27 protein-coding genes are annotated in these 24,008 nt (G+C 69.8%); 16 read left to right on the forward strand and 11 right to left on the reverse strand.

What is annotated here, in order from left to right; genetic code table 11:
- The first annotated feature begins 64 nt into the window (after positions 1–64).
- The gene (locus tag QNA09_RS22310) at positions 65–1,222 is read left to right on the forward strand and encodes an acyl-CoA dehydrogenase family protein (RefSeq protein WP_308072105.1); all 1,158 of its coding nucleotides are present in this window, start codon (positions 65–67) and stop codon (positions 1,220–1,222) included.
- Between the two features lie 98 nt (positions 1,223–1,320).
- Here the strand turns inward: QNA09_RS22310 and QNA09_RS22315 are convergent, their stop codons facing one another.
- From QNA09_RS22315 to QNA09_RS22350, 8 genes are all read right to left on the reverse strand, one after another.
- Complete coding sequence (locus QNA09_RS22315) at positions 1,321–2,151, reverse strand: sugar phosphate isomerase/epimerase (protein ID WP_010594119.1); 831 nt, start codon at positions 2,149–2,151, stop codon at positions 1,321–1,323.
- Complete coding sequence (locus tag QNA09_RS22320; RefSeq protein WP_017680123.1) at positions 2,148–3,878, reverse strand: FAD-dependent oxidoreductase; 1,731 nt, start codon at positions 3,876–3,878, stop codon at positions 2,148–2,150. Before QNA09_RS22320 ends, QNA09_RS22315 begins: the two co-directional genes overlap by 4 nt.
- Positions 3,875–4,969 carry a Gfo/Idh/MocA family oxidoreductase gene (locus QNA09_RS22325; RefSeq protein ID WP_308072106.1) on the reverse strand — a complete coding sequence of 365 codons (1,095 nt, stop codon included), beginning with the start codon at positions 4,967–4,969 and terminating at the stop codon, positions 3,875–3,877. Before QNA09_RS22325 ends, QNA09_RS22320 begins: the two co-directional genes overlap by 4 nt.
- Entirely contained in the window at positions 4,969–5,805 is an 837-nt protein-coding gene (locus QNA09_RS22330; RefSeq protein ID WP_119700167.1) for an aldo/keto reductase, read from the reverse strand. Before QNA09_RS22330 ends, QNA09_RS22325 begins: the two co-directional genes overlap by 1 nt.
- Positions 5,802–7,754 (reverse strand): FAD-dependent oxidoreductase, encoded by a 1,953-nt coding sequence (locus QNA09_RS22335; protein WP_017680124.1) that lies wholly within the window; start codon positions 7,752–7,754, stop codon positions 5,802–5,804. Before QNA09_RS22335 ends, QNA09_RS22330 begins: the two co-directional genes overlap by 4 nt.
- Entirely contained in the window at positions 7,751–8,650 is a 900-nt protein-coding gene (locus tag QNA09_RS22340) for a shikimate dehydrogenase (protein ID WP_308072107.1), read from the reverse strand. Before QNA09_RS22340 ends, QNA09_RS22335 begins: the two co-directional genes overlap by 4 nt.
- A 66-nt stretch (positions 8,651–8,716) precedes the next feature.
- Complete coding sequence (locus tag QNA09_RS22345) at positions 8,717–10,081, reverse strand: MFS transporter (RefSeq protein ID WP_119700169.1); 1,365 nt, start codon at positions 10,079–10,081, stop codon at positions 8,717–8,719.
- A gap of 145 nt (positions 10,082–10,226) precedes the next feature.
- A complete protein-coding gene (locus QNA09_RS22350) occupies positions 10,227–11,120 on the reverse strand; it encodes a LysR family transcriptional regulator (RefSeq protein ID WP_017680127.1) in 894 nt (297 codons plus the stop codon).
- Positions 11,121–11,252: 132 nt separating this feature from the next.
- Here QNA09_RS22350 and QNA09_RS22355 point away from each other — a divergent pair, with 132 nt between their 5' ends.
- Positions 11,253–11,945 (forward strand): SDR family NAD(P)-dependent oxidoreductase, encoded by a 693-nt coding sequence (locus QNA09_RS22355; RefSeq protein WP_017680128.1) that lies wholly within the window; start codon positions 11,253–11,255, stop codon positions 11,943–11,945.
- Positions 11,946–12,065: 120 nt separating this feature from the next.
- On the opposite strand, the gene QNA09_RS22360 is transcribed toward QNA09_RS22355, so the two are convergent.
- Both QNA09_RS22360 and QNA09_RS22365 read right to left on the reverse strand, forming a co-directional pair.
- Entirely contained in the window at positions 12,066–13,250 is a 1,185-nt protein-coding gene (locus QNA09_RS22360; RefSeq protein WP_308072108.1) for a 4-hydroxybenzoate 3-monooxygenase, read from the reverse strand.
- A gap of 101 nt (positions 13,251–13,351) precedes the next feature.
- Positions 13,352–14,092, reverse strand: a complete 741-nt coding sequence (locus tag QNA09_RS22365) for an IclR family transcriptional regulator (RefSeq protein WP_010594129.1) — start codon at positions 14,090–14,092, stop codon at positions 13,352–13,354.
- Positions 14,093–14,173: 81 nt separating this feature from the next.
- Between QNA09_RS22365 and QNA09_RS22370 the strand changes: the two genes are divergently transcribed.
- From QNA09_RS22370 to QNA09_RS22410, 9 genes are all read left to right on the forward strand, one after another.
- A complete protein-coding gene (locus QNA09_RS22370; protein ID WP_003938727.1) occupies positions 14,174–14,794 on the forward strand; it encodes an AIM24 family protein in 621 nt (206 codons plus the stop codon).
- Between the two features lie 8 nt (positions 14,795–14,802).
- Positions 14,803–15,507 carry an AIM24 family protein gene (locus QNA09_RS22375; RefSeq protein ID WP_040269958.1) on the forward strand — a complete coding sequence of 235 codons (705 nt, stop codon included), beginning with the start codon at positions 14,803–14,805 and terminating at the stop codon, positions 15,505–15,507.
- Positions 15,456–16,259, forward strand: coding sequence for an AIM24 family protein (locus QNA09_RS22380; protein ID WP_269071537.1), 804 nt, complete (start codon positions 15,456–15,458; stop codon positions 16,257–16,259). The genes QNA09_RS22375 and QNA09_RS22380 overlap by 52 nt, the downstream gene beginning before the upstream one ends.
- Before the next feature lie 135 nt (positions 16,260–16,394).
- A complete protein-coding gene (locus QNA09_RS22385; RefSeq protein WP_003938724.1) occupies positions 16,395–16,592 on the forward strand; it encodes a bacterioferritin-associated ferredoxin in 198 nt (65 codons plus the stop codon).
- Positions 16,593–16,638: 46 nt separating this feature from the next.
- Positions 16,639–17,115: a bacterioferritin gene (bfr, locus tag QNA09_RS22390; RefSeq protein ID WP_003938723.1), complete on the forward strand. Its 477-nt coding sequence runs from the start codon at positions 16,639–16,641 to the stop codon at positions 17,113–17,115.
- Positions 17,112–17,576: a carboxymuconolactone decarboxylase family protein gene (locus QNA09_RS22395; protein ID WP_017680132.1), complete on the forward strand. Its 465-nt coding sequence runs from the start codon at positions 17,112–17,114 to the stop codon at positions 17,574–17,576. The genes bfr and QNA09_RS22395 overlap by 4 nt, the downstream gene beginning before the upstream one ends.
- Before the next feature lie 44 nt (positions 17,577–17,620).
- Positions 17,621–18,082 (forward strand): MarR family winged helix-turn-helix transcriptional regulator, encoded by a 462-nt coding sequence (locus QNA09_RS22400; protein WP_017680133.1) that lies wholly within the window; start codon positions 17,621–17,623, stop codon positions 18,080–18,082.
- Between the two features lie 17 nt (positions 18,083–18,099).
- Positions 18,100–18,390, forward strand: coding sequence for a GNAT family N-acetyltransferase (locus QNA09_RS22405; protein WP_017680134.1), 291 nt, complete (start codon positions 18,100–18,102; stop codon positions 18,388–18,390).
- A gap of 23 nt (positions 18,391–18,413) precedes the next feature.
- Positions 18,414–19,193, forward strand: coding sequence for a putative protein N(5)-glutamine methyltransferase (locus tag QNA09_RS22410; protein WP_017680135.1), 780 nt, complete (start codon positions 18,414–18,416; stop codon positions 19,191–19,193).
- Between the two features lie 97 nt (positions 19,194–19,290).
- Here the strand turns inward: QNA09_RS22410 and QNA09_RS22415 are convergent, their stop codons facing one another.
- A complete protein-coding gene (locus tag QNA09_RS22415) occupies positions 19,291–19,812 on the reverse strand; it encodes a CGNR zinc finger domain-containing protein (protein WP_308072109.1) in 522 nt (173 codons plus the stop codon).
- 26 nt (positions 19,813–19,838) lie between these two features.
- On the opposite strand from QNA09_RS22415, the gene QNA09_RS22420 reads away from it, so the two are divergent.
- The 5 genes from QNA09_RS22420 (at position 19,839) to QNA09_RS22440 (ending at position 23,966) form a co-directional block, all read left to right on the forward strand.
- A complete protein-coding gene (locus QNA09_RS22420) occupies positions 19,839–20,009 on the forward strand; it encodes a hypothetical protein (protein ID WP_308072110.1) in 171 nt (56 codons plus the stop codon).
- 32 nt (positions 20,010–20,041) lie between these two features.
- Entirely contained in the window at positions 20,042–20,563 is a 522-nt protein-coding gene (locus QNA09_RS22425; RefSeq protein ID WP_308072111.1) for a DUF1992 domain-containing protein, read from the forward strand.
- Between the two features lie 233 nt (positions 20,564–20,796).
- Entirely contained in the window at positions 20,797–21,705 is a 909-nt protein-coding gene (locus tag QNA09_RS22430; RefSeq protein WP_308072112.1) for a polyphosphate polymerase domain-containing protein, read from the forward strand.
- 42 nt (positions 21,706–21,747) lie between these two features.
- Positions 21,748–22,425, forward strand: a complete 678-nt coding sequence (locus QNA09_RS22435; RefSeq protein ID WP_010594140.1) for a DUF4956 domain-containing protein — start codon at positions 21,748–21,750, stop codon at positions 22,423–22,425.
- Complete coding sequence (locus QNA09_RS22440; protein WP_308072113.1) at positions 22,425–23,966, forward strand: CotH kinase family protein; 1,542 nt, start codon at positions 22,425–22,427, stop codon at positions 23,964–23,966. The genes QNA09_RS22435 and QNA09_RS22440 overlap by 1 nt, the downstream gene beginning before the upstream one ends.
- Positions 23,967–24,008: the final 42 nt, after the last annotated feature.

Here is a 24,008-nt window from a genome sequence, read left to right on the forward strand (position 1 = left end):
CGATTCAGCTGTATTCCTGATTCAGCTGTATTCCCGATTCATCCGAGACCCGAGGAGACCGCCCGTGCAGCGTACGGTGTTCGACGAAGACCACGAAGCGTTCCGCAAGACCGTCCGCGACTTCATCGCGAAGGAAGTCGCCCCCGTCCAACACGAGTGGGAGGCCGACGGCCATCCCCCGCGTGACTTCTACCGCCGCCTCGGCGAACTCGGCATCCTCGGTATCCAGGCACCCGAGGAGTACGGCGGTGGTGGCGAGTCGTCGATCAAGTTCAACGCGGTCGTCGCCGAGGAGGTCGCTGCAGCCGGCGCGTCGTTCGGCTCCTACTCCGTGCACACGAATCTGATCCTGCCGTACCTGATGGAGTACGGCACGGACGAGCAGAAGCAGCGCTGGCTGCCCGGATTCTGTTCCGGCGATCTGATGTTCGCGATCGCCATGACCGAACCTGGCACGGGATCGGACCTCGCGAACATCTCGACGACGGCGAAGCTGTCGGAGGACGGCAGCCACTACGTCGTCAACGGCGCGAAGACGTTCATCACCGGCGGTGTGCTCGCCGACCGCGTCCTCACGGTGTGCCGCACGGCCCCGTTCGACCCGGAGAACCGGCGGGCCGGGCTGTCGATCCTCGTCGTCGACACCACCACTGAGGGGTTCGCCGTCGGCCGCAAGGTCGAGAAGATCGGCCTCAAGACCTCCGACACCGCGGAACTGTCGTTCACCGACGTCCAGGTGCCGGTGCAGGATCTGCTCGGTGAGGAGGGCAAGGGCTTTTCCTACCTGACGCACAACCTCGCGCAGGAACGTCTGACGATCGCATTCGGCGCATCCGCCACCGCGGCCGCCGCCCTGCAGCACGCACTGGCATACACCAAGGACCGCAAGGTGTTCGGCAAGCCGGTCGCCGCGTTCCAGAACACCAAGTTCGTGCTCGCCGAATGCTCCACCGAGTTGCAGGCCGTGCAGTTGATGGTCGACAACGCCCTCGAGCTGCACGACCGCGGAGAGCTCACCGTGCCGGATGCGGCACGTGCCAAACTGTTCAGCACCGAAGCCGCGGGCCGCATCATCGACAAGTGCCTGCAGCTGCACGGCGGATACGGCTACGTCCTCGAATACCCGATCGCGCGGCTCTACGCGGACACCCGCGTCAGCCGCATCTACGGCGGCACCAGCGAGGTCATGAAGACGATCATCGCCAAGGACCTCGGTCTCTGACCCCACGCACACAGGATCCGTGCGGTGAACCGGAATCCGCCCACGTCACGGCGTGGGCGGATTTCGATGTTCCGAGCGAATTCAACTGTGCGGCGCAGCTACTCGATGGTCGCGGCGGCCGGGACCCGACCCAGTACGGCCCTGGCCGCCGTGATCAGTTGCTCGAGCCAGACGTCCGTGCCGACCGCTCGGCGCAACGGCTCGTTCGGCAACTCGATGCTCACCGGCAGCCCCGCCGGGAGGGCGGACCAGATCGCCGGCAGGTCGATGCCGCCCGACCCCGGCACCAGGCGTTCCTCGCGGGCGTGCCGGATCAGCTCCGCGTGGTCACGCGGGGCGGGAACCGAGCCGTCGCACATCTGGGCATAGTGCAGCCACTCGCGCGGAATCGCGGCCAGGTCCTCGGGCGACGTGGCCGAACGCGCGACGTGCAGCGCGTCGACGAGGACGCTGCGGGCCGGGCCGTCGGCCTGCCCGACGATCTCCACCGCGGTCTTCGCGTCGGGAACCGCGGTCCACGGCATGAATTCGAGGCTCGCGACGATGCCGTAGGAGGCGCACAGTTCCGCCAGCCGCGCGTACGAGTCGGTGAGACGGCTACGGTCGCGGTCGTCGCCGCCGACGAGCACCGCCTTCGCCCCGAGCCGGGCCCCGGCCTCGAGCAGCGGCACGTACGCCGTCGCGTCGAAATCCGGTCCGATTCGGATGATCTCGAGATCGAACACCTCGACCGGAGAATCGTTCAGCCGCCGGACGAGTGCGGACAGCGCGGCGTCGTCCTCGTGCAGTGGATAGGCGGTGGTGCCGGGCGCTGCGGGCAGCAGACGCAGTCCGATCGTGTCGAAGCCGTGCCGCTCGGCGAGGTCGACGTGCTGCAGCGGCGGTGTGTCGAGGACGGTGAGGGCGGCGAGGCCGAGTGGGGTGCTCATCGGGTGGCTCCTGTGGTCGAGGCGAGTCGGCGTCCGGTCAGGTACCCGAAGGTCATTGCCGGGCCCAGGTTGATTCCGCCGGAGGGATAGTGGCCGCCCATCACGCTGGACTGGTCGACACCGACCGCGAACAGCCCGTCGATCGGCCGGTCGTCGCCGTTCAGCACCCGCGACGACGAGTCGGTGACCAGGCCGGCGAACGTGCCGAAACTGCCCGGGACGACCTTGACGGCGTAGAAGGGACCGCGTTCGAGCGGGGCGAGGGACGGGTTCGGCCAGGGGTTGTCCGCGTCGCCGGACTTGACGTTGAACGGTGTGGTGCCACGGCCGAATTCGGGATCCTCCCCGACTCGGGCGCTCTCGTTGAACGCGGTGACGGTCTTCTCGAGCCCGTCCGGGTCGACGCCGATCTTCTCCGCGAGGTCGCGGATCGTGCGCCCCTTCGAGAGGTATCCGGATCGCAGGTAGGGCCAGGTGGGGATCGGGAAGGGCTTGGCCATGCCGAGCGGGAAGTACCGCAGGTACTGCTGGTCGGCGATCAGCCAGGAGCACACCTCCTCGCCGTCCGGCACCTGTTCGATCATGGCCAGGGTGTAGTCGTGGTAGCCGAGCGCCTCGTTGACGAAGCGGCGCCCGTCGGCGAGCACCCCGATGACGCCGGGCTTTCCGCGGTCCAGGATGTGCGGGAACACCCCCTGCCTGCCGTTGCGGTAGCGGACCAGGGAGACGGGACAGTACGCCACCGGTGACGCGAGGGAGCGGTCGAGGCGGCCGCCGACGGATTCGCCCAGTGAGATGCCGTCGCCGGTCGTCGTCGGCGGGGTGAGCGTCCAGTGTTCGCGTCCGCTCGGAGTCCGCGGGAACAGCTCTCGTCGCCGGTCGATGTCGTGGGTGAACCCGCCGGTGGCGAGGACGACACCGCGGCGGGCGGACACGGTACGCGCACCGCCGGGGCCGTCGATCCGGACTCCGGTGACGCGCCCGGACGGGTCGGTGACGAGTGCGGTGGCGGCGGTGGCGACCCGGATGTCGACGCCGGCGTCGAGGGCGGAGCGCAGCAGCCGGCCCACGAGTGCGGTGCCGTTGACCAGTTGCTGGCCGCGGCGCTCGGTGGCGAGGTCGAGCATGTGGGTCGAGACCCGTCGTGCACAGTGCACGAACGCGCGGCCGGAGCGCGTCGAGTGCAGGAAGGCCTGCAGGTCCGGGCCGGCCATGATGCCCATGCCGAGGAACGAGGTCTCGTACAGCTGCCGTCGCAGCAGCGCAGCGACGTCGGATCCGAGGCGGCGCAGGCTCACCGGCTTCGGCGCGACGGATCGGTGTCCCGTGCCCGCGCCGGGCGTGTCACCGTGGATGTCGGCGATGGCGGCACCGGGGACGAACTGCAGCGCCGTGTGACGTTCGAAGAATTCGACCATCTCGGGGGCGCCGTCGAGGAAGGCATCCACCTTGGCGGCATCGAACTCGTCCCCGAGCCGGTGTTCGAGGTAGCGGCGCGGCTGCGCGCGGTCCTCGTGCACACCGTCGGCGTGGGCGAACAGGTTCCGCGGTGTCCACATCCATCCACCCGACCAGGCGGTGGCGCCGCCGCACACGTCCGCCTTCTCGACGACGAGCACGGAGGCGCCCCCGTGGGCGGCAGCCACGGCCGCGGACAGCCCGCCGGCACCGGACCCGACGACGACGACGTCGTAGGTGAGGGATTCGGACACTGTGGCGGGGTTCATCGGGGCTCCTTGCCGGACGGGACGGGGGTGGGTGCGGGCGCGAGTTCGACGACTCTGCCGGTGCGGGAGGATTCGTAGATCGCGGCGACGACGGCCAGTGAGGCGCGGGCGTCGCGGCCGGTCACCGCGGGCCGGCGCCCGGTCAGCACCGCCTCGGCGAAGTCCTGGACCTGCAGGGTGTGGAAGTCGGTGAGCCCGGCGTTGATGTCGCGGACGTCGAGGTTGGCGTCGACAGCCGGCGAATACGGAGACCTCAGCTCCACCTCGCCCGGCACGGTCCACAGCTCGTTGACGCCCTCCCGCCCCTCCGGGAACTCGAGGACGCTCGCGATCGCCCCGGTTGCGCCGATCACCGTGACGCGGTTGCCGAGGTTGTGGCCGGCGCCGGTGGTGGCGGTGATCGTCGCGGTGCCGCCGGAGGCGAACGAGACGACGGCCGAGGCAGTGTCCTCGGTTTCGATGTGCTCGCCGTGGAAACGGGTGCCGACGAACCCGCCGACGCGGACCGGCTCGCCCATGAACCACTGCAGCATGTCGATCTGATGGACGGCCTGCGTCATCAGGACGCCGCCGCCGTCGGTGTCCCACCGCCCGCGCCACGCGTCGGCCGAGTAGTAGCGGGACGGGCGGTGCAGGAGCACCGACACCTCCCCGAGAACGGGCACGCCGAGACGGCCGTCCTCGATCGCCGCCTTGATGCGGCGGGCCGCGGGCCAGAATCGGCGCTGGAACAACACCCCGAAGGTGATGCCCGCGCGGTCGGCGGCCGCGATCATCCGGTCGGCCGCGGCCACGTCCACCGCGATCGGCTTCTCGCACAGCACGTGGATCCCGGCCTCGGCCGCGGCGACGACGATCTGTTCGTGCACGGGGTGCGGGGTGCACACGGTGCAGGCGTCGAGGCCGAGCCCGAACAGCTCGTCCACCGATCCGACGGCGTGAGCGATACCGTGCCGGGCAGCGAAGGCGCGGGCGCGCTCCAGGTCGGGATCGCAGCACGCGACGACCTCGACGCCGGGCACCTGCTGCAGCGCGTGCGCGTGGTTGCCCGCGATCTTTCCGCATCCGACGATGCCTGCGCGGAGGGCCATCAGAAGTGTTCCTCTCGTTCGACGTCCCGGGCTGCGGCTTCGCCACGGTCCAACCGGTTCAGCGCGGCGACGTCCGCTGCCGTGAGTGCCACGTCGACGGCGGCCAGATTCTCGGCCTGGCGCGCCGGATTCGCCGACCGCGCGACCGGCACGACGCCCTGCGCGAGGTGCCAGGCCAGCACGACCTGCGCACGGGTGCAGCCGATGCGGTCCGCGATCGAGGCGACGGCGGGGGCCGCGAGCACCTCGCCGCGGCCGAGCGGGCTCCACGACTGCGTGAACACGCCGAGTTCGTCGTTCGCGCGGCGGACGGGCAGCCGGGCCAGCGACGGGTCCATCTGGATCTGGTTGACGGCGGGCGCCTCCCCGGTCTCGGCCACCACCTTGTGCAGGTGGTGACCGAGGAAGTTGGACACCCCCACGTAGCGCACGAGCCCGGCGTCGCGGCACTCGAGCATGGCCTCGAACGCCGCGGCATACCGGTCGAACCGCGGCAGCGGCCAGTGGATCAGGAACAGGTCGAGCCGCTCGAGGCCCAGGCGCTCGAGGCTGCGTTCCACGGCGCCGCGGACGTCCCCGGACACATGGTCGCTGCCGCGGAGTTTCGTGGTGACGAACAGGTCCTCGCGGGGCACGCCGCAGGTGGCGAGGGCGGCACCGACGGCGTCCTCGTTTCCGTAGATCGCGGCCGTGTCGATCAGCCGGTAGCCGGCCTCGATGCCGGTGAGCACGGCGCGGGTGGCGTCGGGCCCGACGAGCGGCCAGGTGCCCAGGCCCAGGCGCGGCAGTGCGGTGCGGACGGAATCGGGCGCGGGTGCGGTGGTCTCCGCGCTCATGCGCCGGCTCCCACGCGCGAATCGGCGGCCTCGGTGATCCGGACGGCGACGTCGGCGGCGGTGACGAGCGCGGCCTGGATCGATCCGCCGTCGCCGCTCGCGTCGCCGACGCAGTGCACGCCGAGGCGGGGCTCGAGCCGGCGCAGATCGGCCAGCAGGTCGGTGCGCGGCTCGATGCCGTGCGAGACGAGCAGCTCACCGGGTGCGGCGACGGTGCGTTCGCGCCCGTTCGTCGAGACGACCACGTGCTCGGGTTCGATCCGGGTGACGATCGACGACAGGTGTGTGGTGAGGCGTTCGCTCGCCGCGAGCCGGGGCAGCAGGACGATCTTCGCCCGGCGGCCGACGTCGTGCGCGATCGTCTCCTGGGGGCCGATCAGCACGACCGTCGTCCCGCGCCGGAGCAGATCGTCGGCCACGGCCGCGGCCTCCCGGTCGGCACCGAAGATCGTGATCGCCTCGGGCGCAGGGTCTCCGGAGGCGAGAAACTCCCGCACGTCGCGGATCGACCGGGTGTGGGCACCGGGGATGTCGATCGCGGGTCCGCGTCCGCCGGTGGCGAGCACCACCGCGTCGAAGCCGAGCGGCGCCAGGGTCGCGGCGTCGACCCGAGTGCCGGTGTGGCAGGTGACGTCGAGGTCGGCCAGTTCGTCGCGGTACCAGTCGACGATCCGGTGGTACTCCGGGTACTCGTGCAGCCGGGAGGCCAACGCGAAGTCGCCGCCCAGGGTGTCGCGCTCGTCGTAGAGGTCGACGCTGTGGCCCGCCAGGGCGAGCTCGCGCGCTGCCGCCGTACCGGCCGGGCCGCCGCCCACGACGGCGACCCGCACCGGGGTCCCGGCCGGTTTCGTCGGCTGCTCGAGCTCGCGGCCGACCCAGGGGTTGACCGAACACGGAATCGGCCCTGCGGCAAGGTTGTCGATGCAGAAGTTGCAGGCGATGCAGGGCCGGTAGCGGCCTCCGTCCAGCGCCCGGTTCGGGAAGTCCGGGTCGGCGTGCAGCGTCCGGGCCAGGCTCACGAAATCGGCGCGGCCGGAGGCGATGATGTGTTCCGCCGTCTCGGGGGTGTTGATCCGGCCGGCGACGCCCACCGGGATGGCGAAGTCGCGGGCATACGGTTCGGCGTAGGGGGCGAGCAGACCGCGCTGCCATTCCCCCGGCTGGATGATCCACTGCCCCGACTCGTAGTTGCCCGCCGAGACGTCGAGGAAGTCCAGCCGGTGCGTGTCGACCGCGTCGATACGCTCGCGGGTCGTCTGCGCATCGAGCCCGCCGTCGACCGCCTCGAACGCCGAGAAGCGCAGTCCCAGAGCGATACCCGGTGCCATGGTGCGGACCGCATCGATGACCCGGTTGAGGAACAGTGCCGGGTCGGCCCACTCGTCGTCGCGGTGGTTGTATGCGGGCGAGAGGAATTGGTGGATGAGATAGCCGTGGCCGCCGTGCAGGGAGATCACGTCGACGCCGGCCTCCGCGCAGCGCGCGGCGGCCTCACCGAAACACTCGACGATGTGCTCGATGTCGTCGCCGTCGAGTTGCTCGGGCATCTCGCCGCCGACCACCGCGCACGGGATCGGGGTGGGGGCCACCGGGACGAACCCGCTGACCGCTCCCTGCGCGGTGCGGCCACCGTGGTTGAGTTCGACCCCGAGCAGCGCGCCGTGCGCGTGCACCGCCTCGGCGAGCCGGGCGATGCCGGGGATGCGGTCGTCGACGTCGACCCCCATCTGCCGGATGCGGCCCTTGCCGTCGGCCCGCACATAGCTCGCCTCGGTGAAGACGAGCGCGGCACCGCCGGCGGCACGTCGTTCGAGATAGGCGATGTAGGCGTCGGTCATCGAGCCGTCGGGTTCGCAGTAGTTGCGTTCCATCGGCGCCGACACGAAGCGGTTGCGCAACCGGACGGGACCCATGTCCAGGGGCCGCGCGAACGCGGGGGTGGTGGTCATCGTGCCTCCTGGTGCGTGGCGAGGACCTGGTTCGACAGCAGCTCGTCGAGGTGACGTCGCATGCGGTCCGCGTCGGGGTCGATGCCGGTCAGCAACGCGAACGTGTCGGCGGCCTGGGCGACGAGCATCTGTCCGCCGTCGAGCACGTCACAGCCGAGAACCGCGGCGGCGGAGATCAGTTCGGTTCGGATCGGCCGGTAGACGATGTCCGCGACCCACAGCCGGGGGTGCAGGGCAGCGACGTCGAACGGCGTTCCCGAGTGGCCGACCATGCCGATCGGCGAGGCGTTGACCACCCCGGTGCACGTGCGCAGGGCGGCCGGGATCGCCTCCACCGGCAGAGCCGTGGCCCGTGTCGAGGGGAAGGCGGCCGACAGTCGTGCGCAGACGTCCGCGGCGCGAACGGTGTCGACGTCGGCGATCCGCAGGTCCGCGACACCCGCGGCGGCGAGCGCGTACGCCACGGCCGAGCCGGCGCCGCCCGCACCGACCAGCACGACCGCATCCAGCGCGGCGGCCGGCAACCCGCGCCGCAGCGCCGTGAGGAATCCGCTGTGGTCCGTGTTGTGGCCGATCAGGCGCCCGTTCCGGACGACGACGGTGTTGACCGCGCCGAGCAGACGGGCGTTGTCGGACAGATCGTCGAGGACCGGCAGGACGACCTGCTTGCACGGGTGGGTGATGTTCAGCCCGGTGCAGCCGTCGGCGACGGCGGAGCGCACCAGGTCCCCGGTGCGTTCGGCGGGTACGTTCTCCGCCTCGAGGTCGAGCAGTTCGTAGCGGTAGTCGGTCAGGCCGAGTGCGGCGGCCTCGCGCTCGTGGAGGGCCGGCGACAGGGACGAGGCGATGCCTGCCCCCACGAGCCGGATGCGGTGGCGGGCGGTGGACGGGGTCACGGTTACTCCTACGGGATGGGACGGGCCGTGGCCCCGGCGCCTCGGGCGCCGGGGCTCGGTGGCCGGTCAGACGTCGCTGCGGACGAGTTCCTGCGCCGGTCGCGCCACTGACGCCGGGCGAGACTCGCCCAGGTCCTCGGTGCGGGTGCGGTAGGTCTCCGGCCCGGTGAGGGCGGCGATCGACGACAGCACCGCGAAGCCCAGGCACATCCAGGCGACCGGGGTCCAGTTGCTGGTGTCGCCCGCCGAGAGCAGCTGCGCGACGGCGGGGGTGAATCCGGCGACGAGCAGACCCAGCATGAGGCTCACGGCCATGCCGGTGTAGCGCACCCGCGCCGGGAACTGCTCCGGGAAGTAGGCCGGGTAGACACCGTTCGGCATGGCGTAGAAGAAACCGATCAGGACGATTCCCGAGGCGAACACCAATGGCGCGCTTCCGGTTCCGATGGCGTGGAAGAAGACGAACACCATCGCGCCGGAGCCGAGGGCACCGAACACGAACACCGGCTTGCGGCCGACCCGGTCGGCGAGCAGCCCGGCGACGGGCTGGCTGAGCACCGCCACGAAGTTGGCGGTGGCGATCGCCCACAGCATCGTGGAGCGCTCGAAGCCTTCGACCTGCACGGCGTAGGCGAGCGCGAAGACGTTGACGATCGTGTTGATCATGGCGAACGTGGCGCTGAGGCTGATCCGCACGACGGTGCGCCAGTGCGACCGGAACATCTCGACGACGGGGAGTGCGGCGGTGTCGCCGTTCTCCTGGAGTTCCTCGAACACCTCGGGTTCGTCGAGCTTGCGGCGCAGCCATACCGCGACCACCGTGACGACGATGCTGAGCCAGAACGGCACCCGCCAGCCCCACGAGTAGAGCGCCTCGTCGGGAAGCGACGCCACCGGGATGAACACGAGGCTCGAGATGACGATGCCGAACATGATGCCGCTCATGGTGAACGACGTGAAGAACGAGCGCCGGTTCGCCGGGGCGTGCTCGAGTGTCAGGGACGACGAGCCCGGGGATTCACCGCCGGCCGACAGGCCTTGCAGCAGGCGCAGCAGCACCAGGATCACCGGTGCGGCGATGCCGATCTGTTCGTAGGTGGGCAGGCAGCCGATCACGAACGTGGCGATGCCCATCAGCAGCAGGCAGGCCAGCAGGGCGTTGCGCCGGCCGAACTTGTCGCCCCAGTGCCCCCACAGCACCGCGCCGAGCGGGCGGGCGATGTAGGCGACGCCGAGGGTGCCGATCGACAGCAGCGTCGACGTCGCTCCGTCGCCGGGGAAGAAGATCTTCCCGAAGACGAGCGCTGCGGCGGAGCCGTAGATGAAGAAGTCGTAGTACTCCAGGGTGCTGCCCAGGAAACCGGAGATGGCCGCCCGGCGGGCGTTCTCGTTCGGTCGTCCGTCGGGGCCGGCAGCGTGTGTGTTCGCCATGGCGTTCCTTTCGTCCCAGGATCCGACGGACGCCGAGTCGGCCTTCGGTGATGGCCCTCACAGTCGCCGGAACGGAACGAGCCTGACACGCCGCACTATGCAGCGTCCAACACTGAAAAAGTCTCAGATAAAGACGATTGTCGTCTCAATCCGGAGTGGGAAGGATCTCCTCGGCGACCCGCAAGGCGACTTCGAGCGCCGGGGACACGCGGCGCGGTGACCAGCCGATCCCGTGGTGCATGTAGACGGATTCGTCGGCGAGAGGGACGAAGACCGTGCCCGGCGGCGTGATCGTCGCGATGCTCGACGTCATCAGCGCCACTCCCACGCCGGCCGAGACGAGCACCAGGATCATGTACGGGTCGGTGATCTCCTGGACCACGCGCGGGCGGAATCCGGCGTCGAGGCAGGCCCGCATGGCGCTCTCCTGCAGGGCCGACCCCGCCGACAGCGGCGTGGTGATGAAGCCGTCGTCCGCGAGGTCGTGCAGGTCGATCTCCGCCTCCCCGGCGAGCGGGTGGTCGGAGGGCAGCACGGCGCCGAACGACTCGCGGCGGATCAGCCGGGTGGCCACCGCCGTGGACTGGACCGGCAGCCCGACGAACGCGAGATCCAATGCGCCGCTTTCCAGTTGGGTGACGGCCTCACGGGTCATGATGCGGCCGACGAGATCGAGTTCGATGTCCGGGTACCGCTGCCGCAGCGCCCGCGTCAACGGGGGGAGCGAAATATGGTTCAGCACACCGGTGAACCCGATCTTGATGCGGCCGTACACACCGCCGGCGGACGCGCGCGTGGCCTGTCGTGCCGTCTCGACGCTTTCGAGAATGTGGTAGGCGTGGGGCAGGAAGGCATGCCCCCCGGCCGCGAGAGCGACGCTGCGCGTATTGCGTTCGAACAACGGCACACCGAGGTCCTTCTCGAGCTTGCGCACCGTCTGACTCAGCGGCGACTGCGCCATCTGCAAGCGGGCGGCCGCCCGCCCGAAGTGCAGTTCCTCAGCGACGGCGACGAAGGCCTGAAGCCAGCGGATCTCCATCTCGATCCCTCCGGGGACTTGACGGCTGCGCCTACAGCCGTATATCCAGATCCATACATGGTGCGTCGTCGATTGTTTCGATTTCGCACATGGATTCAGACTACTACCGGCACACCCGCGAGGAGCGAGCGCATGGTGACCTATCCCTCGGGCGCGACCGCGCTCGTCACCGGCGGGGCGAGCGGAATCGGTGCGGCCTGCGCGAGGCGGCTGTCCGCCGAAGGCATCCGGGTCGTCACCGCCGACGTCGCGGACGGTGCCGACGAGCACGTCGACGTCACCGATCCCCAGGCCGTCGACCGGCTGCGCGCACGCCTGGGGCGGGTCGACATCCTCGTCAACAGCGCCGGGGTGGTGGGTCCGTCGGCCCCGCTCGTCGACACCGCCCTGACGGACTGGCAGCGGACGTTCCGCATCAACGTCGACGGCACGTTCCTCATGTGCCGCGCCTTCGTGCCCGCCATGATCGACGCCGGCTGGGGCCGGGTGGTGAACCTGGCGAGCATCGCCGCCAAGGACGGCAACCCGAACCAGAGCGCCTACTCCGCGTCCAAGGCCGCGGTGATCGCGCTGACGAAGTCGCTCGGCAAGGAGATCGCGACCACCGGGGTGCTCGCCAACGTGGTTGCGCCCGCGGCGGTGGAGAGCCCGATGAACGCCGGAACGGATCCGGCGATCCTGGCCCGGTCGCAGAGCCTGACGCCGATGGCCCGGATGGGCCGGCCCGACGAGATCGCCGAACTCGTCGCCTGGCTGTCCTCGGACGCGCTGAGCTTCTCGACCGGCGCCGTGTACGACGCGAGTGGCGGCCGCGCGTCGTACTGACGGATGCCGCGTCCAGCGGGAGCTTGTCGTCGGGGCTACTCGGCCGATGCCGCGGTCACGGCCCGCTCGGCGCGACCGGTCGGCCGACGCCGAGCGGACCGCGCAGCGAACTCCCGCGTCTCAGACCAGCGGCCAGCCGGTGTACTGCTCGGCGATCAGGGTGCGTCCCGCGACGGAGCGGGTGACCGCGTCGAGCTCGGCGTCCTGCCGCTTGTTGTCGAACGGGCTGTTGCCCGGGTGGGTGTGCAGCATCGACGACATCCACCACGAGAAGTGCTGGGCCCGCCACACGCGCGGCAGGACCTCTTCGGTGTAGCCGTCGAGCCGGGCGCGGTCGCCGCGGGCGAGGTACTCGTCCATCGACCGGGCGAGCACGAAGACGTCGGCGACTGCGAGGTTGAGGCCCTTGGCGCCGGTGGGCGGGACGGTGTGCGCGGCGTCGCCGGCGAGGAACAGGTTGCCGTGCTGCATGGGTTCGCACACGAAGCTGCGGAACTGCAGGATCGACTTCTCGAAGATCCGGCCGTCCTTGATCTCGGCACCCTCCCCGTCGACCCGGGCGTGCAGTTCGCCCCAGATGCGGTCGTCGGACCAGTTCGCGATGTCGTCGTCCGGATCGACCTGCAGGTAGTGCCGCTGCACGTCGGCGGTCCGGGTCGAGACGAGCGCGAAGCCACGCTCGTGCCGCGCGTAGATCAGCTCCTCGGACGAGCGCGGCGCCTCGGCGAGGATGCCGAGCCACGCGAACGGGTACTGACGGAAGTGGTCGGTGCGGATCTGCGGCTCGGGGATGAGACCGCGGGTGCTGGTGCGCGAGCCGTCGCATCCGGCGACGAGCCGGGCATCGAGACGCTGCGGGTTGCCCTGCGGGTCGGTGTAGGTGAGGTAGGGCCGATCGGTGAGGTGATCGTGGACCTGCACGTCGGAGACCCCGAAGCGGATGTCGCCACCGTCGGCGAGGCGGCGCGCGATGAGGTCCTTGTTGACCTCGTGCTGCGGGTAGACGGTGACCGCACGGCCGACGAGTTCGTCGAACGCGATGCGGTGTCCTCGGCCGCCGAAACGGAACTCCACGCCGTGGTGCTCGTACCCCTCGGCCTTCAGCCGGTCGCCGACCCCGGTTTCGACCATCAGGTCGACGGTGTTCTGCTCGAGCACGCCCGCACGAATGGTGGCCTCGATGTCCTCCCGCGAGCGCACCTCGAGCACGACGGACTCGATGCCGCGCAGATGCAGCAGGTGCGACAGCATCAGGCCGGCGGGGCCGGCGCCGACGATCGCGACCTGGGTGCGGGACTCGCTCATGGGAAGACTCCTCGGAAACGGGGACGATCGGTGATGCCCCTCACTGTCCGGCAGGAAGGACCACGTCGTCACCCCCTGCTTTCACTCACCGAAAGACGGCTTCAGGTCAGCCTGCGGGAGATGCCGCTCGCGGCGGCCCGCATCGCCGGGATCAGCGGCGCGGGATCCGCCTCGATCGACACCACCACCGACACCGCGGCGACGACCCGGCCCGAGCGCTCCCGGATGGGCGCCGCCATCGCCATCGTGCCGACGTTCAGGTACTCCCGGGCGATCACGACGCCGGTCCGCCGGATGTCGTCGAGCACCCGCCGGAGCCGGGACTCGTCGACGATCGTGGCGGGGGTGAAACGTTCGAGTCCGGCGTCGAGCACCTCCTGCAGCAGCTCCGTCCCGCCGTGGGCGAGCAACACCAACCCGCCGCTCGACGCGTGCAGGGGTAGCCGGCCGCCGGCCCGGCCGACGACGGGCACGGCGCCGCGCGCCGAGAGCCGCTCCACGTACAGAGCCTCGAGTCCCTCGCGGACGACGAGTTGCACGTTCTCCCGCGTCGCGTCGAACAGATCCTCGAGATAGGGCATCGCCACCTGGCGCAGACCGTGGGCCCGCGGCGCGAGGGCGCCGAGTTCCCATACCCGCACCCCGATCTGGTAGCTGCCGTCCGCCCGCCGCTCGAGCGCTCCGGCGTCGACGAGCTGACCGCACAACCGGAACACCGTCGGCAGGGGCAGTCCGGTCCGGCGGCTCAGTTCCGACTGGGTCAGGCGCGGCCGTTCGGCGGTGAACGCGCCCAGCACTGCGAAGGCACGGCCGAGCAGGGACCGGTCGGGAGCATCGGGCACGCACTCATTGTGGGGTGTCCGCGCCACCGGGCGCCGAGCCGGAAGGGCGAACCGGCGGCCGAGCGTCTATCGTCTTCCCGCATGCGACTGGTCGAGAAATCGAAACGGGTCATAGAGGCGCACCTGAACAACACCAGTGTCCGGGCACTGTCGGGGTCGATGGTGGCGTACGAGGGCCAGGTGCAGTTCAAGTCGGCCGGGTTCGGCGGGGGCGAGGGCGTGCTGGCCGGACTGCGCCAGCGGGCCACCGGGGAGGGTCTGTCGCTGATGGAGTGCAGCGGCAACGGCGTGGTCTATCTCGCCCACCAGGGGCAGGACGTCACGGTGCTCGAGTTGAACAACGAGACACTGCAGGTCGAATCGGAGCAACTGCTCGCCCTGAACGGCAACCTCGGCACGAACGTCACGTTCGCCGGGGTGCGCGGCAACATGAGCGGCCAGGGCCTGTTCACCACGACGGTCACCGGCAGCGGGCAAGTGGCGCTGCTCTCGGCCGGCGGTCCACTGATCCACCTCGAGGTCTCCCCGCAGTATCCGCTCGTCGTCGACCCGGACGCGTTCGTGTGCGCGAAGGGACAGCTGAGCCAGTCGTTCGTCACCGACGTCTCGTGGCGCACGTTCGTCGGGCAGGGCAGCGGCGAGGCGTTCTCGCTGCGGTGGGACGGCATGGGCGTCGTGTCCATCCAGCCGGCGGAGCGGTGAGGGAGAGCATGTTCTCGAAGATCAACGGCAAGGTCGTCAAGGTCGATCTGAACCAGTCCGGTCCGGTCGTCGCCCGCCGCGGGGCGATGCTGTTCTATACGGGCATGGTGCAGTTCGCTCCGCATCAGGTGCCCGGCGCCGGCGGGATGCCGGGCATGGGCGGGATCGCCGGAATGGCGGGACGGATGATGCAGGGCGAGCACGAACGCACGATGCTCGCGCAGGGCAACGGCGTCGTCCACTACGGCTTCCGCGGCCTCGAGGTGCACGTGGTGGACCTGTCCGCCGGCGGTGACCTGCGGGTGGAGGCGTCGCGGCTGCTCGGCTACACCGCGAGCCTGCAGAGTTCGGTGGTGTCGATGTCGGCGCCGCCGGCGGGCGGTGGCGGCGGCGGGGGCGGCGGTTTCCTCGGCGCGCTGCGCAACGCCGCGACGGGCATGGTGACCGGCACCGGCATGTTCACCACCCAGCTGTCGGGGCGCGGCACCGCGGTGCTGCTCGGGCACGGCGGCTTCCTCGAACTGCAGGTGGGCGGTCCGGCCCCGGTCGTCGTCGACCCGCAGTCGTTCATCGCCGCGTCCGGACCGGTGCGGACGGAACTGAAGTCCGCCATGAGCTGGCGCAACGCCGGCCGCAGCGGCGGCGAGGGCCTTCAGCTCGAATGCACCGGTCAGGGCATCGTCTACGTGCAAGCGTCCGAGGAGAAACTGTGAGCGTCGTCCTCAATCCCTCTCATCTCGTCGGCAGCGACAACCTGCCCGGCAATCACTACGCCTTCTGCATCGACCTGCAGAGCCCGTGGTTCCTGTCCAAGGGCGCGATGATCGCCTACTACGGGCAGGTGCAGTTCACCTCGCTCACGCACGGTCTGCAGGGCCAACTCCTGCAGATGGTCGCGCATCAGTTCTCGGCGCCGCTGTACATGGGCGACTACGTCGTCGCCGAGGGGTACGGGAAGCTGATCATCGGCGACCGGGGTTACGACATCAACTCCTACGACCTCGACGACGGCAATCTGACCATCCGGGCCGCGAACCTGCTCGCCTTCGAGCCGGGGTTGTCGCTGAACCAGTCGATCGTGCCCGGCTTCCTCACCCTGATCGGCACCGGCAAGTTCCTCGCCTCGTCGAACGGGCCGGTGATGTTCGCCGAGCCGCCCCTGCGGGTCGACCCCGAGGCGCTCGTCGGCTGGGCGGACTGCCCGTCGCCGAGCCACCACTACGACGAGGCGTGGGTGAACGGCTTCGTGGCTGCGGGGGCGCGCATGTTCGGCGTGCAGTCCGGGGAGGAACGGCAGTTCGACTTCACGGGCGCCGGGACCGTGCTCATCCAGTCCAGCGAGAAGGTGATCGACGACAGCGCGGTCGTCCGGACCATCGAAGGGCAGCTGCCCGGTCTGACCCCTGGTGGTCTGCAGCGGATCAACCAGGTGGTGGCGTCGCAGCTGCAGTCCCAGCAGCACTGAGCCCGGGCGCCCTGGGTCGGGACTGGGCACTTGCCCGGGGCGCCCACCGCTGGACTGTGACTACGCTCACAGGTAAGCCACACCTCAGTGAGGTAAGGTTTGGTGAACCTAAGTAGTATGTCCAGGAGGGCCTCGATGATCGTCTGCAGCTGCCACGCTCTCTCGCACCGGCACATCGAGGCCCACATCGCTGCCGGCGCGCGCTGCACACGCGAGATCGGGGCGGCCTGCCGCGCGGGCACCGACTGCGGACGCTGCGTCCGGAATATCTCGGCGATCGTTCGCGCATCCCGCGACCGGGATGAGAGGATCGAACTCGAGACCGCCGTCTAGACCCAATACCCGGCGGTCGATCCGCGTTCGGTCCCCGGGAGGCGCCATGAAGGGCGACAAGAAGGTCATCGAGTACCTCAACGAGCAGCTCACCGCCGAGCTCACGGCGATCAACCAGTACTTCCTGCACTCGAAGATGCAGGACAACAACGGTTGGACGAAGCTCGCCGCGCACACCCGCGCCGAATCCTTCGAGGAGATGCGGCACGCCGAAACCCTCACCGACCGGATCCTGTTCCTCGAGGGCCTGCCCAACTACCAGCGCCTGGGCACGCTGCGGCTCGGCGAGACGGTCAAGGAGATGTTCGAGGCCGACCTGCAGGTCGAGATCGAGGCCCGCGACCGGCTCCGCAAGGGCGCCGAGTACATGCGTTCGGTCCACGACATCACCTCGGCCCGCATCTTCGAGGAGATCCTCGCGAACGAGGAAGAGCACATCGACTACCTGGAGACCCAGCTGGGCCTGCTCGAGCAGCTCGGCGAACCCCTCTACATCTCCGTGCACGTCTCACCGCCGGAGTGAGCGACAAGCGCGTCGCGATCGACAAGCAGACCCGCCCGGTGTACCGGGCGCAGATCGCGGTCGCCCAAGCGATACGCCAGGCCACGGCCGACGCCGGACTCGGGCGTCGGCTCGTGGAGCTGGTGAACATCCGCGTCTCCCAGATCAACGGCTGCGCCTACTGCCTGGACGTGCACGTCCGGGACGCCCTGCGCGAGGGCGAGACCACTCAGCGGCTGGCGGTGTTGCGGGCCTGGCGGGACACCGACCTGTTCAACGAGCAGGAGCAGGCCGCCCTCACCCTCGCCGAATCGATCACCGAGCTGCCCGACAGTCGTACCCAGGACCGGGACTACGCCTTCGCCCGCGCCCGCCTCACCGAGGACCAGCTCTCCGCGATCGCGTGGGTGGCCGTGGCGATGAACACGTTCAACCGGGTCTCCATCGTCAGCCGGCACCCGGTCCGTCCCCCGCAGGAGTGACGCCGAACTGATTTCCTGAGCAACCATCCGGTTATCCTCGACTGATGACGAAGACCCGGTGGCTCAGCGACGACGAGCAGCGCACCTGGCGCGCCTACCTCGACAGCACCCGCCTGCTGATGAATGCCCTGGACCGGCAGCTCACCCGGGACTCCGGCATGTCCCTCACCGACTACGAGCTGCTGGTCGCGCTCTCGGAGGCCCCCGGCCGGCGGCTGCGCATGCGGGCGCTCGCCGACGCCGTCGTCACCACCCGCAGCGGCGTCACCCGCGCGATCAGCCGCCTCGTCGACGCCGGGTGGGTCCGGCGCGTCGAATGCGACGAGGACAAGCGCGGCATGCTGGCCGAACTCACCGACGCCGGGGCCGCGAAGCTGGCCCAGGCCAGTCCCGGGCACGTCGAGGCCGTACGCTCCTACGTGTTCGACCTGCTCGGTCCCCGGGACGTGACCCGCTTCGGGGACACGTACACCGCGATGCGCACGCACCTGCTCGAGAACACCTGAACAGCCGGAGGAATGCCATGAGCGACCCGTCCGTCGTCGCCGTCCACAATCCGCAGCGCCAGCGTTACGAACTGCGCGACGGCGACACCGTCGTCGGCTACACCCAGTACCACCCCGACGGCGACGTCCAGCTCGTGTTCGACCACACCGAGGTCGACAACGCCTACTCGGGCCGGGGCCTGTCGAGCACGCTGGTGCGGTTCGCGCTCGACGACGTCCGCGCCCGCGGAAAGCGCGTCGTGGCGATCTGCCCGTTCGTCGACGGCTTCATCGACAAGCATCCCGAATACAAGGATCTCGCCGACTGAGACCCGCCGCCGGGCACCACCGCATGCCGCCCCCACCGGACGTCACCGCCGTCGCCGCCACCCTGCGACGGGCGGGGTGCGTGTTCGCGGAGGACGAGGCGCGGCTGCTGATCGACGCCGCCCGGACGCCCGGCGACCTCGCCGACTCGGTGCGCCGGCGCGCCGCCGGCGAACCGCTCGAGCACGTTCTCGGCTGGACCGAGTTCCGCGGCCTGCGCATCCACGTGACCCCCGGGGTCTTCGTCCCCCGCCGGCGCAGCGAGTTCCTCGTCGAGTGCGCCGTCGCGCTTGCCGCGCCGGGCGTCGTCGTCGACCTGTGCTGCGGATCCGGGGCGCTCGGTGCCGCGGTGGCGGCGGCCGTCGCCGACGTGGAACTGCATGCGACGGACCTCGATCCGGCGGCGGTGGAGTGCGCGGGCCGCAACCTCGCCGCGTTCGGCGGCCACGTGTACGAGGGCGACCTCTACGACCCGCTGCCCGCGGGACTGCGCGGGCGCGTCCACCTCCTGCTCGCCAACGTGCCGTACGTCCCGACCGCGGACCTGGCGCTCCTGCCGGCCGACGCCCGGGAGCACGAAGCCCGCATCGCCCTCGACGGCGGTGCCGACGGCCTCGACGTGCTGCGCCGGGTGGCAGCGGCGGCCGGACGATGGCTCGCGCCGGGCGGACATCTGCTGGTCGAGTCGAGCACGCAGCAGGCCGACGGGATCGCCGCGTGCTTCGACCGGAACGGGCTGACCCCGCAGGTGGCACACAGCGACGACGACTTCGCGACCGTCGTCGTCGGCACCGCGCCGCGCTGAGCGCGGTTCAGCCGGCGCGCAGCGCGGTTCAGCCGGCGCGCACAGCGCGGTTCAGACGGCGCGCACGGCGCGGTTCAGACGGCGCGCACGGCGCGGTTCAGCCGGCGCGCACAGCGCGGTGCCGGCGCACGGCGTCGCGGTTCGCGCACCGCGGCGAACAGTACCGCTGCCGCCCGTTACGGGAGGTGTCCGCGTAGACGTCGTCGCACTCGTCGAGGGCGCAGCGGCCGAGTCGGTGCATGCCCCGGCCCACCAGGTGCAGGGCCGTACCGACAGAGATCAGCGCCTCGAGCACCCCGGCGAGCGAATGCTGATCGTCCCGGTAGTGCAGGTGCCAGCCGTCCCCCGCGTGATTCGTCATCCGCGGATACGCCGAAGCGGCGGCCAGCATCTCGTTGACGAGCGCGGCACGCTCGGCGTCACCGGTCGCGTCGACGACGCCACACCATCGCACGAGCATCGCCTCGACGTCGCGCAGGTCGCCGGCACCGACGGGAAAGTCGATCACCAGGCCCGCTTCGAGGCAGCGGCGCACCAGAGCCTCGACGGTCGCGGGTGGGTCGTTCACCAGATCCGCGGCGAGGCGCACGGCGTACTCGCCGTAAGGGTTGAGATGCACAATGTCATTACATCACGCTGGGTGGCATGCAGACATCCCACAGCCACCACTGGACCGAGGTCTCCCGCCACCCGACGAGCGAAGGGGTGGTGCGGTACCAGCGCTGCGCGTGCGGCCGCTGGCGCCTGCTCTCGACGCCCTTCATCCCCGACCCGATCGGCGTGTCCGCAACGGTCCCGGTGACCCGCCGAGCGTGAAACCCGGCGTCTCGCGGAGGACAATCGCCTCCATGACCGAGCGCAAGCGGCCGGACATCACCTTCGAGTCGTGGATCGAACGCCAGATCCGCGTCGCGCAGGAGCGGGGCGACTTCGACAACCTGCGCGGAGCGGGCAAGCCGATTCCGCACCGCAGCGACGACGAGCTGTGGTGGGTCAAGGACTACCTGCGCCGGGAAGGACTGTCGACCGAGGCCCTGCTGCCACCCCCGCTGCAGCTGCGCAAGGAGGTCGAGCGGCTGCGCGACACCGTGCGCGACGTGCCCACCGAGCCGGCGGTGCGGCAGATCGTCCGGGAGCTGAACCGGCGAATCGTGGACTGCCTGCGCGCACCGAGCGGTCCCCTGGTTCCCATCCACCGAGTCGACCCGGAAGCGGTCGTCCGCCAGTGGGCCGCGGACCGGGCGGAGCTGCGGTCGACACGCGCCGAGCGGGCCGCGGCGGCGGCCGCAGCGCTGCGTGAGTACACCGCCGAGCCGCCGCGTCGACGCTGGTGGCACCGCATCCTGGGGATCCAGCCCGCCGGAACCTGACGACGCGCGGGACAGCCTTCTTCGGAGCCGCACAGCCGCGCACTTCGCAGCCGTACGCGACAGCGATCGTCGGTGCGTATGTCGATTCGTGTCGCGGGTACGAGTCCCGATCCCGACACGTTGCCAGCAGACTGCCAGGAACGTCCCAAGATCCCTCGAGCGTCACCGGCTGTACTGGTCCCGTTCGCATCGCGTTCCCCGCAGCGCAGTTCGCCGACGAGAGGCCGGGTTCCATGACAGTGTTCGACCGATTCCGCACGTCCACCCCGCAGGACATGCCCCCGACCGACGCCGTTCCCACGGCACCGACGGGCTACCGGCGGACCGCCGGTAGCCTGCATGCCTTCAACCGCTACGAGATCAAGTACTTCGTCGACGAACTGAAGGTTCCCGACCTGCGCCGGGAACTCGCGGCACGGATGGACACCGATCCGTATTCACCCCACGGCGGGTACCCAGTCACCTCGCTCTACTACGACACGCCGGACCTGCGGTTCTACTGGGAGAAGATCGAGGGCCTGAGATTCCGGCGAAAACTGCGGATGCGTCTGTACGGCAACCCTTCCGAATGCACCCACGACACGCCGGTGCACATCGAGATCAAGCAGCGCGTCAACCGGGTCACCCAGAAGCGGCGCATCGCGATGCCGTACGGGACGGCGCAGCGCTGGCTCGACGGACGGCAGGAGGTCGGCTGTGATCCCCCGCAGCGTCCATTCGTCCACGAGGTGACGACGTTGATCGGCAATCTCGACCTGCGACCGATCGTGACCACGGGATATCTGCGGGAGGCGTTCGTCGGCCGCGAGGCCGACCTCGGCCTCCGAGTGACGATCGACCACAAGGTGCACGGCCGCGACCGCGATTTCGGCTTCGCGTCGGGAGCGCAGAACCGGTTCGTCGTGCCGCCGAAACTCGCGATCGTCGAACTCAAGGCCAACGAACGCGTTCCGTACTGGGCGACCGATCTCACTGCCCGCATGGACATGTCGGTCGTCCGCGTCTCGAAGTACTGCCAGTCCGTCGAGGCGTTCGGTCTCGCGCCCCGTTCCCGGTTCGGCGCTCCCGAACTCGTTCTGCCGCAAGGCTTCGACGGCCGTGTGCCGACCGGCCTCCTCGAAACCACGACGACGGTGCCCTGACCTGCCGCCCTGTTCCCGTCCCTACACCGAACCAGGACTCTCATGAATTTCGACCTGCAAGACCTCAGCGGGACGTTCACCACGTTCGACATCATCGTGTCGCTGTCACTGTCGTTCGTGCTCGCCTCGATCATCGGCTGGGTCTACCGGCACACCCACAAGAACGTCTCCTACAGCCAGTCCTACGTGCAGACCCTGGTACTGGTCGGCATGGTGATCGCGCTGATCATGCTGGTCGTCGGCTCCAACATCGCCCGCGCGTTCGCACTCGTCGGCGCCCTGTCGGTGGTTCGGTTCCGCAACGCCATCAAGGAGACTCGCGATGTGGGCTTCATCTTCCTGGTGATGGCCGTCGGCATGACCACCGGCACCCGCTTCTACCTGCTGGCGATCGCCGCGACGATCGCGATCTGCCTGGTGCTGCTGATCATGAGCAAGTTCAACTGGTTCGAGCTCGACGTCCGGCGCCAGGTTGTCAAGGTGCAGGTACCGCCGGAGCAGCAGTACAGCGCGATGGTCGAAGACGTGCTCGTCCGGTACTGCACCGAGTTCGAGCTGGTCTCCACCGAATCCGTCCGCTCCGGGGCGCTGACCGAGTTGTACTACACCGCGCAGCTGAAGAAGGACGCGAAGCCGAACGAGCTGATCTCGGCCCTGAGCGCGGTCAACACCGGTCAGCGGGTGACGGTCCTGACCGGCTACGACCAGACGGACATCTGATGGGCGGGACGCCGACCGGCGGACAGCCGCCACCGCGACGACGGCTCCGGCACCGGATCCCGGTGTCGTTACGACAGCACTGGAAACTTCTGGCGGTGTTCGTCGCGTTCGTGACGATCCTGGCGACCGTGTTCGGGGCGACCCGCATCCGGCCGTACCTCACCGGCGACCCGACGATCATCGCCTCGGAGATCACCGACAACATCACCGGCACGGTGGACCTGTTCGACGCCTCTGTCCCGCACGAACTCTCGGTCGAGCTCACCGACGCGGAGTACGACGAGATGATCACCGCCTTCCAGAGCACCGGCGAGAAGAAGTGGGTCACCGCCGACGTCACCCTCGACGGCACGCTGATCACCGACGTCTCGGTGCGATTGAAGGGCAACTCCACCCTGATGGGATTGCGCGGCACCGATACTCGCGTCGGCGGTCAGGGCGTCGCACCACCGGCGGGGCTGGAGCTGCCCGAAGGATTCGAGCCGCCGGCCACGGGCGGCATGTCGCAGGCGACCGCGGACGATCCGACGTCGCTGCCGCTGCTCGTCAGCTTCGACGAGAACGCCGACGGCCGCGCCTACCAGGGCATGACCGAGATCTCGGTGCGCCCCGGTTCGCCCGTGCTCAACGAGGCGATGGCCTTGTCGCTGACCGCGGAGACCGAGCAGCCGACACAGCGTTACGCGTACACGGTCTATTCGGTCAACGGCAGCGCCACCACCACGCGCCTGCTGCTCGAACATCCCGACGACACCTATGCGAACTCCCTGTTCGACTCCGAAGGCTATCTGTACAAGGCGGATGCGTCGTCGCGGTTCGAGTATGTCGGCGACGACCAGTCGGACTACGCCGACCAGTTCGAGCAGATCAACGCGGTCGGGACGGGGAACCTGCAGCCGATCGTCCGCTTCCTGGAGTGGCTGGATTCGGTGGGCGACGAGGAGTTCGACGCACACTTGTCGGAGTGGGTGGACGTGGACTCGTTCGCGCGGTACGTCGCCACACAGAATCTGCTCGTCAACGGCGACGACATGAGCGGGCCGGGCCAGAACTACTACCTCTGGTACGACCTCGGGACGGGCAGGCTCTCCGTCGTGTCGTGGGACCTGAACCTTGCCATGCAAGGTGACGCCACGACCGGCCCGCACGACACCGTCTCGATGGGCCCCGGGGCGAGGGGCGGCGCCGGGCAGGACGGCCGCGGTACCCCACCCGCCGGCGTCGGCGCGGTGGCTCAGCCGCGCGCGATGCCCTCGGACGCAGCCGCGCCCCCGGGAGATGGCCGGATGCAGTCCGGCAATGCGCTGAAGACACGGTTTCTCGGATCCGATGCCTTCACCGGCGTCTACGAGGACGCCTACCGGGAACTGTACGACCAGATGTACGGCAGCGGACGCGCCCTCGAGATGCTCGACACCCTCGTCGCGACCGTTCCGGTGAGCGACGGGCTCCCGGCCGATTCGCTCCGATCGAGTGCGGACTCGATGCGGTCCTGGATCGAGCAGCGCACCGCTGCGCTCGCGGAGCTGCGTGACAGTTGAGCTGCGTGAGTGGGGACCGGCCGAGGCATGAGAGGCGGGCCG

Source organism: Rhodococcus sp. AH-ZY2 (assembly GCF_030916465.1).
Classification (GTDB): Bacteria; Actinomycetota; Actinomycetes; order Mycobacteriales; family Mycobacteriaceae; genus Rhodococcus; species Rhodococcus ruber.

Coding starts and splice junctions, on each gene's coding strand:
- QNA09_RS22315 (WP_010594119.1), bottom strand. CDS start 2,151: ATGAGCACCCCACTCGGCCTCGCCGCCCTCACCGTCCTCGACACACCG.
- QNA09_RS22320 (WP_017680123.1), bottom strand. CDS start 3,878: ATGAACCCCGCCACAGTGTCCGAATCCCTCACCTACGACGTCGTCGTC.
- QNA09_RS22325 (WP_308072106.1), bottom strand. CDS start 4,969: ATGGCCCTCCGCGCAGGCATCGTCGGATGCGGAAAGATCGCGGGCAAC.
- QNA09_RS22330 (WP_119700167.1), bottom strand. CDS start 5,805: ATGAGCGCGGAGACCACCGCACCCGCGCCCGATTCCGTCCGCACCGCA.
- QNA09_RS22335 (WP_017680124.1), bottom strand. CDS start 7,754: ATGACCACCACCCCCGCGTTCGCGCGGCCCCTGGACATGGGTCCCGTC.
- QNA09_RS22345 (WP_119700169.1), bottom strand. CDS start 10,081: ATGGCGAACACACACGCTGCCGGCCCCGACGGACGACCGAACGAGAAC.
- QNA09_RS22350 (WP_017680127.1), bottom strand. CDS start 11,120: ATGGAGATCCGCTGGCTTCAGGCCTTCGTCGCCGTCGCTGAGGAACTG.
- QNA09_RS22355 (WP_017680128.1), top strand. CDS start 11,253: ATGGTGACCTATCCCTCGGGCGCGACCGCGCTCGTCACCGGCGGGGCG.
- QNA09_RS22360 (WP_308072108.1), bottom strand. CDS start 13,250: ATGAGCGAGTCCCGCACCCAGGTCGCGATCGTCGGCGCCGGCCCCGCC.
- QNA09_RS22370 (WP_003938727.1), top strand. CDS start 14,174: ATGCGACTGGTCGAGAAATCGAAACGGGTCATAGAGGCGCACCTGAAC.
- QNA09_RS22375 (WP_040269958.1), top strand. CDS start 14,803: ATGTTCTCGAAGATCAACGGCAAGGTCGTCAAGGTCGATCTGAACCAG.
- QNA09_RS22380 (WP_269071537.1), top strand. CDS start 15,456: ATGCACCGGTCAGGGCATCGTCTACGTGCAAGCGTCCGAGGAGAAACT.
- QNA09_RS22385 (WP_003938724.1), top strand. CDS start 16,395: ATGATCGTCTGCAGCTGCCACGCTCTCTCGCACCGGCACATCGAGGCC.
- bfr (WP_003938723.1), top strand. CDS start 16,639: ATGAAGGGCGACAAGAAGGTCATCGAGTACCTCAACGAGCAGCTCACC.
- QNA09_RS22400 (WP_017680133.1), top strand. CDS start 17,621: ATGACGAAGACCCGGTGGCTCAGCGACGACGAGCAGCGCACCTGGCGC.
- QNA09_RS22405 (WP_017680134.1), top strand. CDS start 18,100: ATGAGCGACCCGTCCGTCGTCGCCGTCCACAATCCGCAGCGCCAGCGT.
- QNA09_RS22410 (WP_017680135.1), top strand. CDS start 18,414: ATGCCGCCCCCACCGGACGTCACCGCCGTCGCCGCCACCCTGCGACGG.
- QNA09_RS22420 (WP_308072110.1), top strand. CDS start 19,839: ATGCAGACATCCCACAGCCACCACTGGACCGAGGTCTCCCGCCACCCG.
- QNA09_RS22425 (WP_308072111.1), top strand. CDS start 20,042: ATGACCGAGCGCAAGCGGCCGGACATCACCTTCGAGTCGTGGATCGAA.
- QNA09_RS22430 (WP_308072112.1), top strand. CDS start 20,797: ATGACAGTGTTCGACCGATTCCGCACGTCCACCCCGCAGGACATGCCC.
- QNA09_RS22435 (WP_010594140.1), top strand. CDS start 21,748: ATGAATTTCGACCTGCAAGACCTCAGCGGGACGTTCACCACGTTCGAC.
- QNA09_RS22440 (WP_308072113.1), top strand. CDS start 22,425: ATGGGCGGGACGCCGACCGGCGGACAGCCGCCACCGCGACGACGGCTC.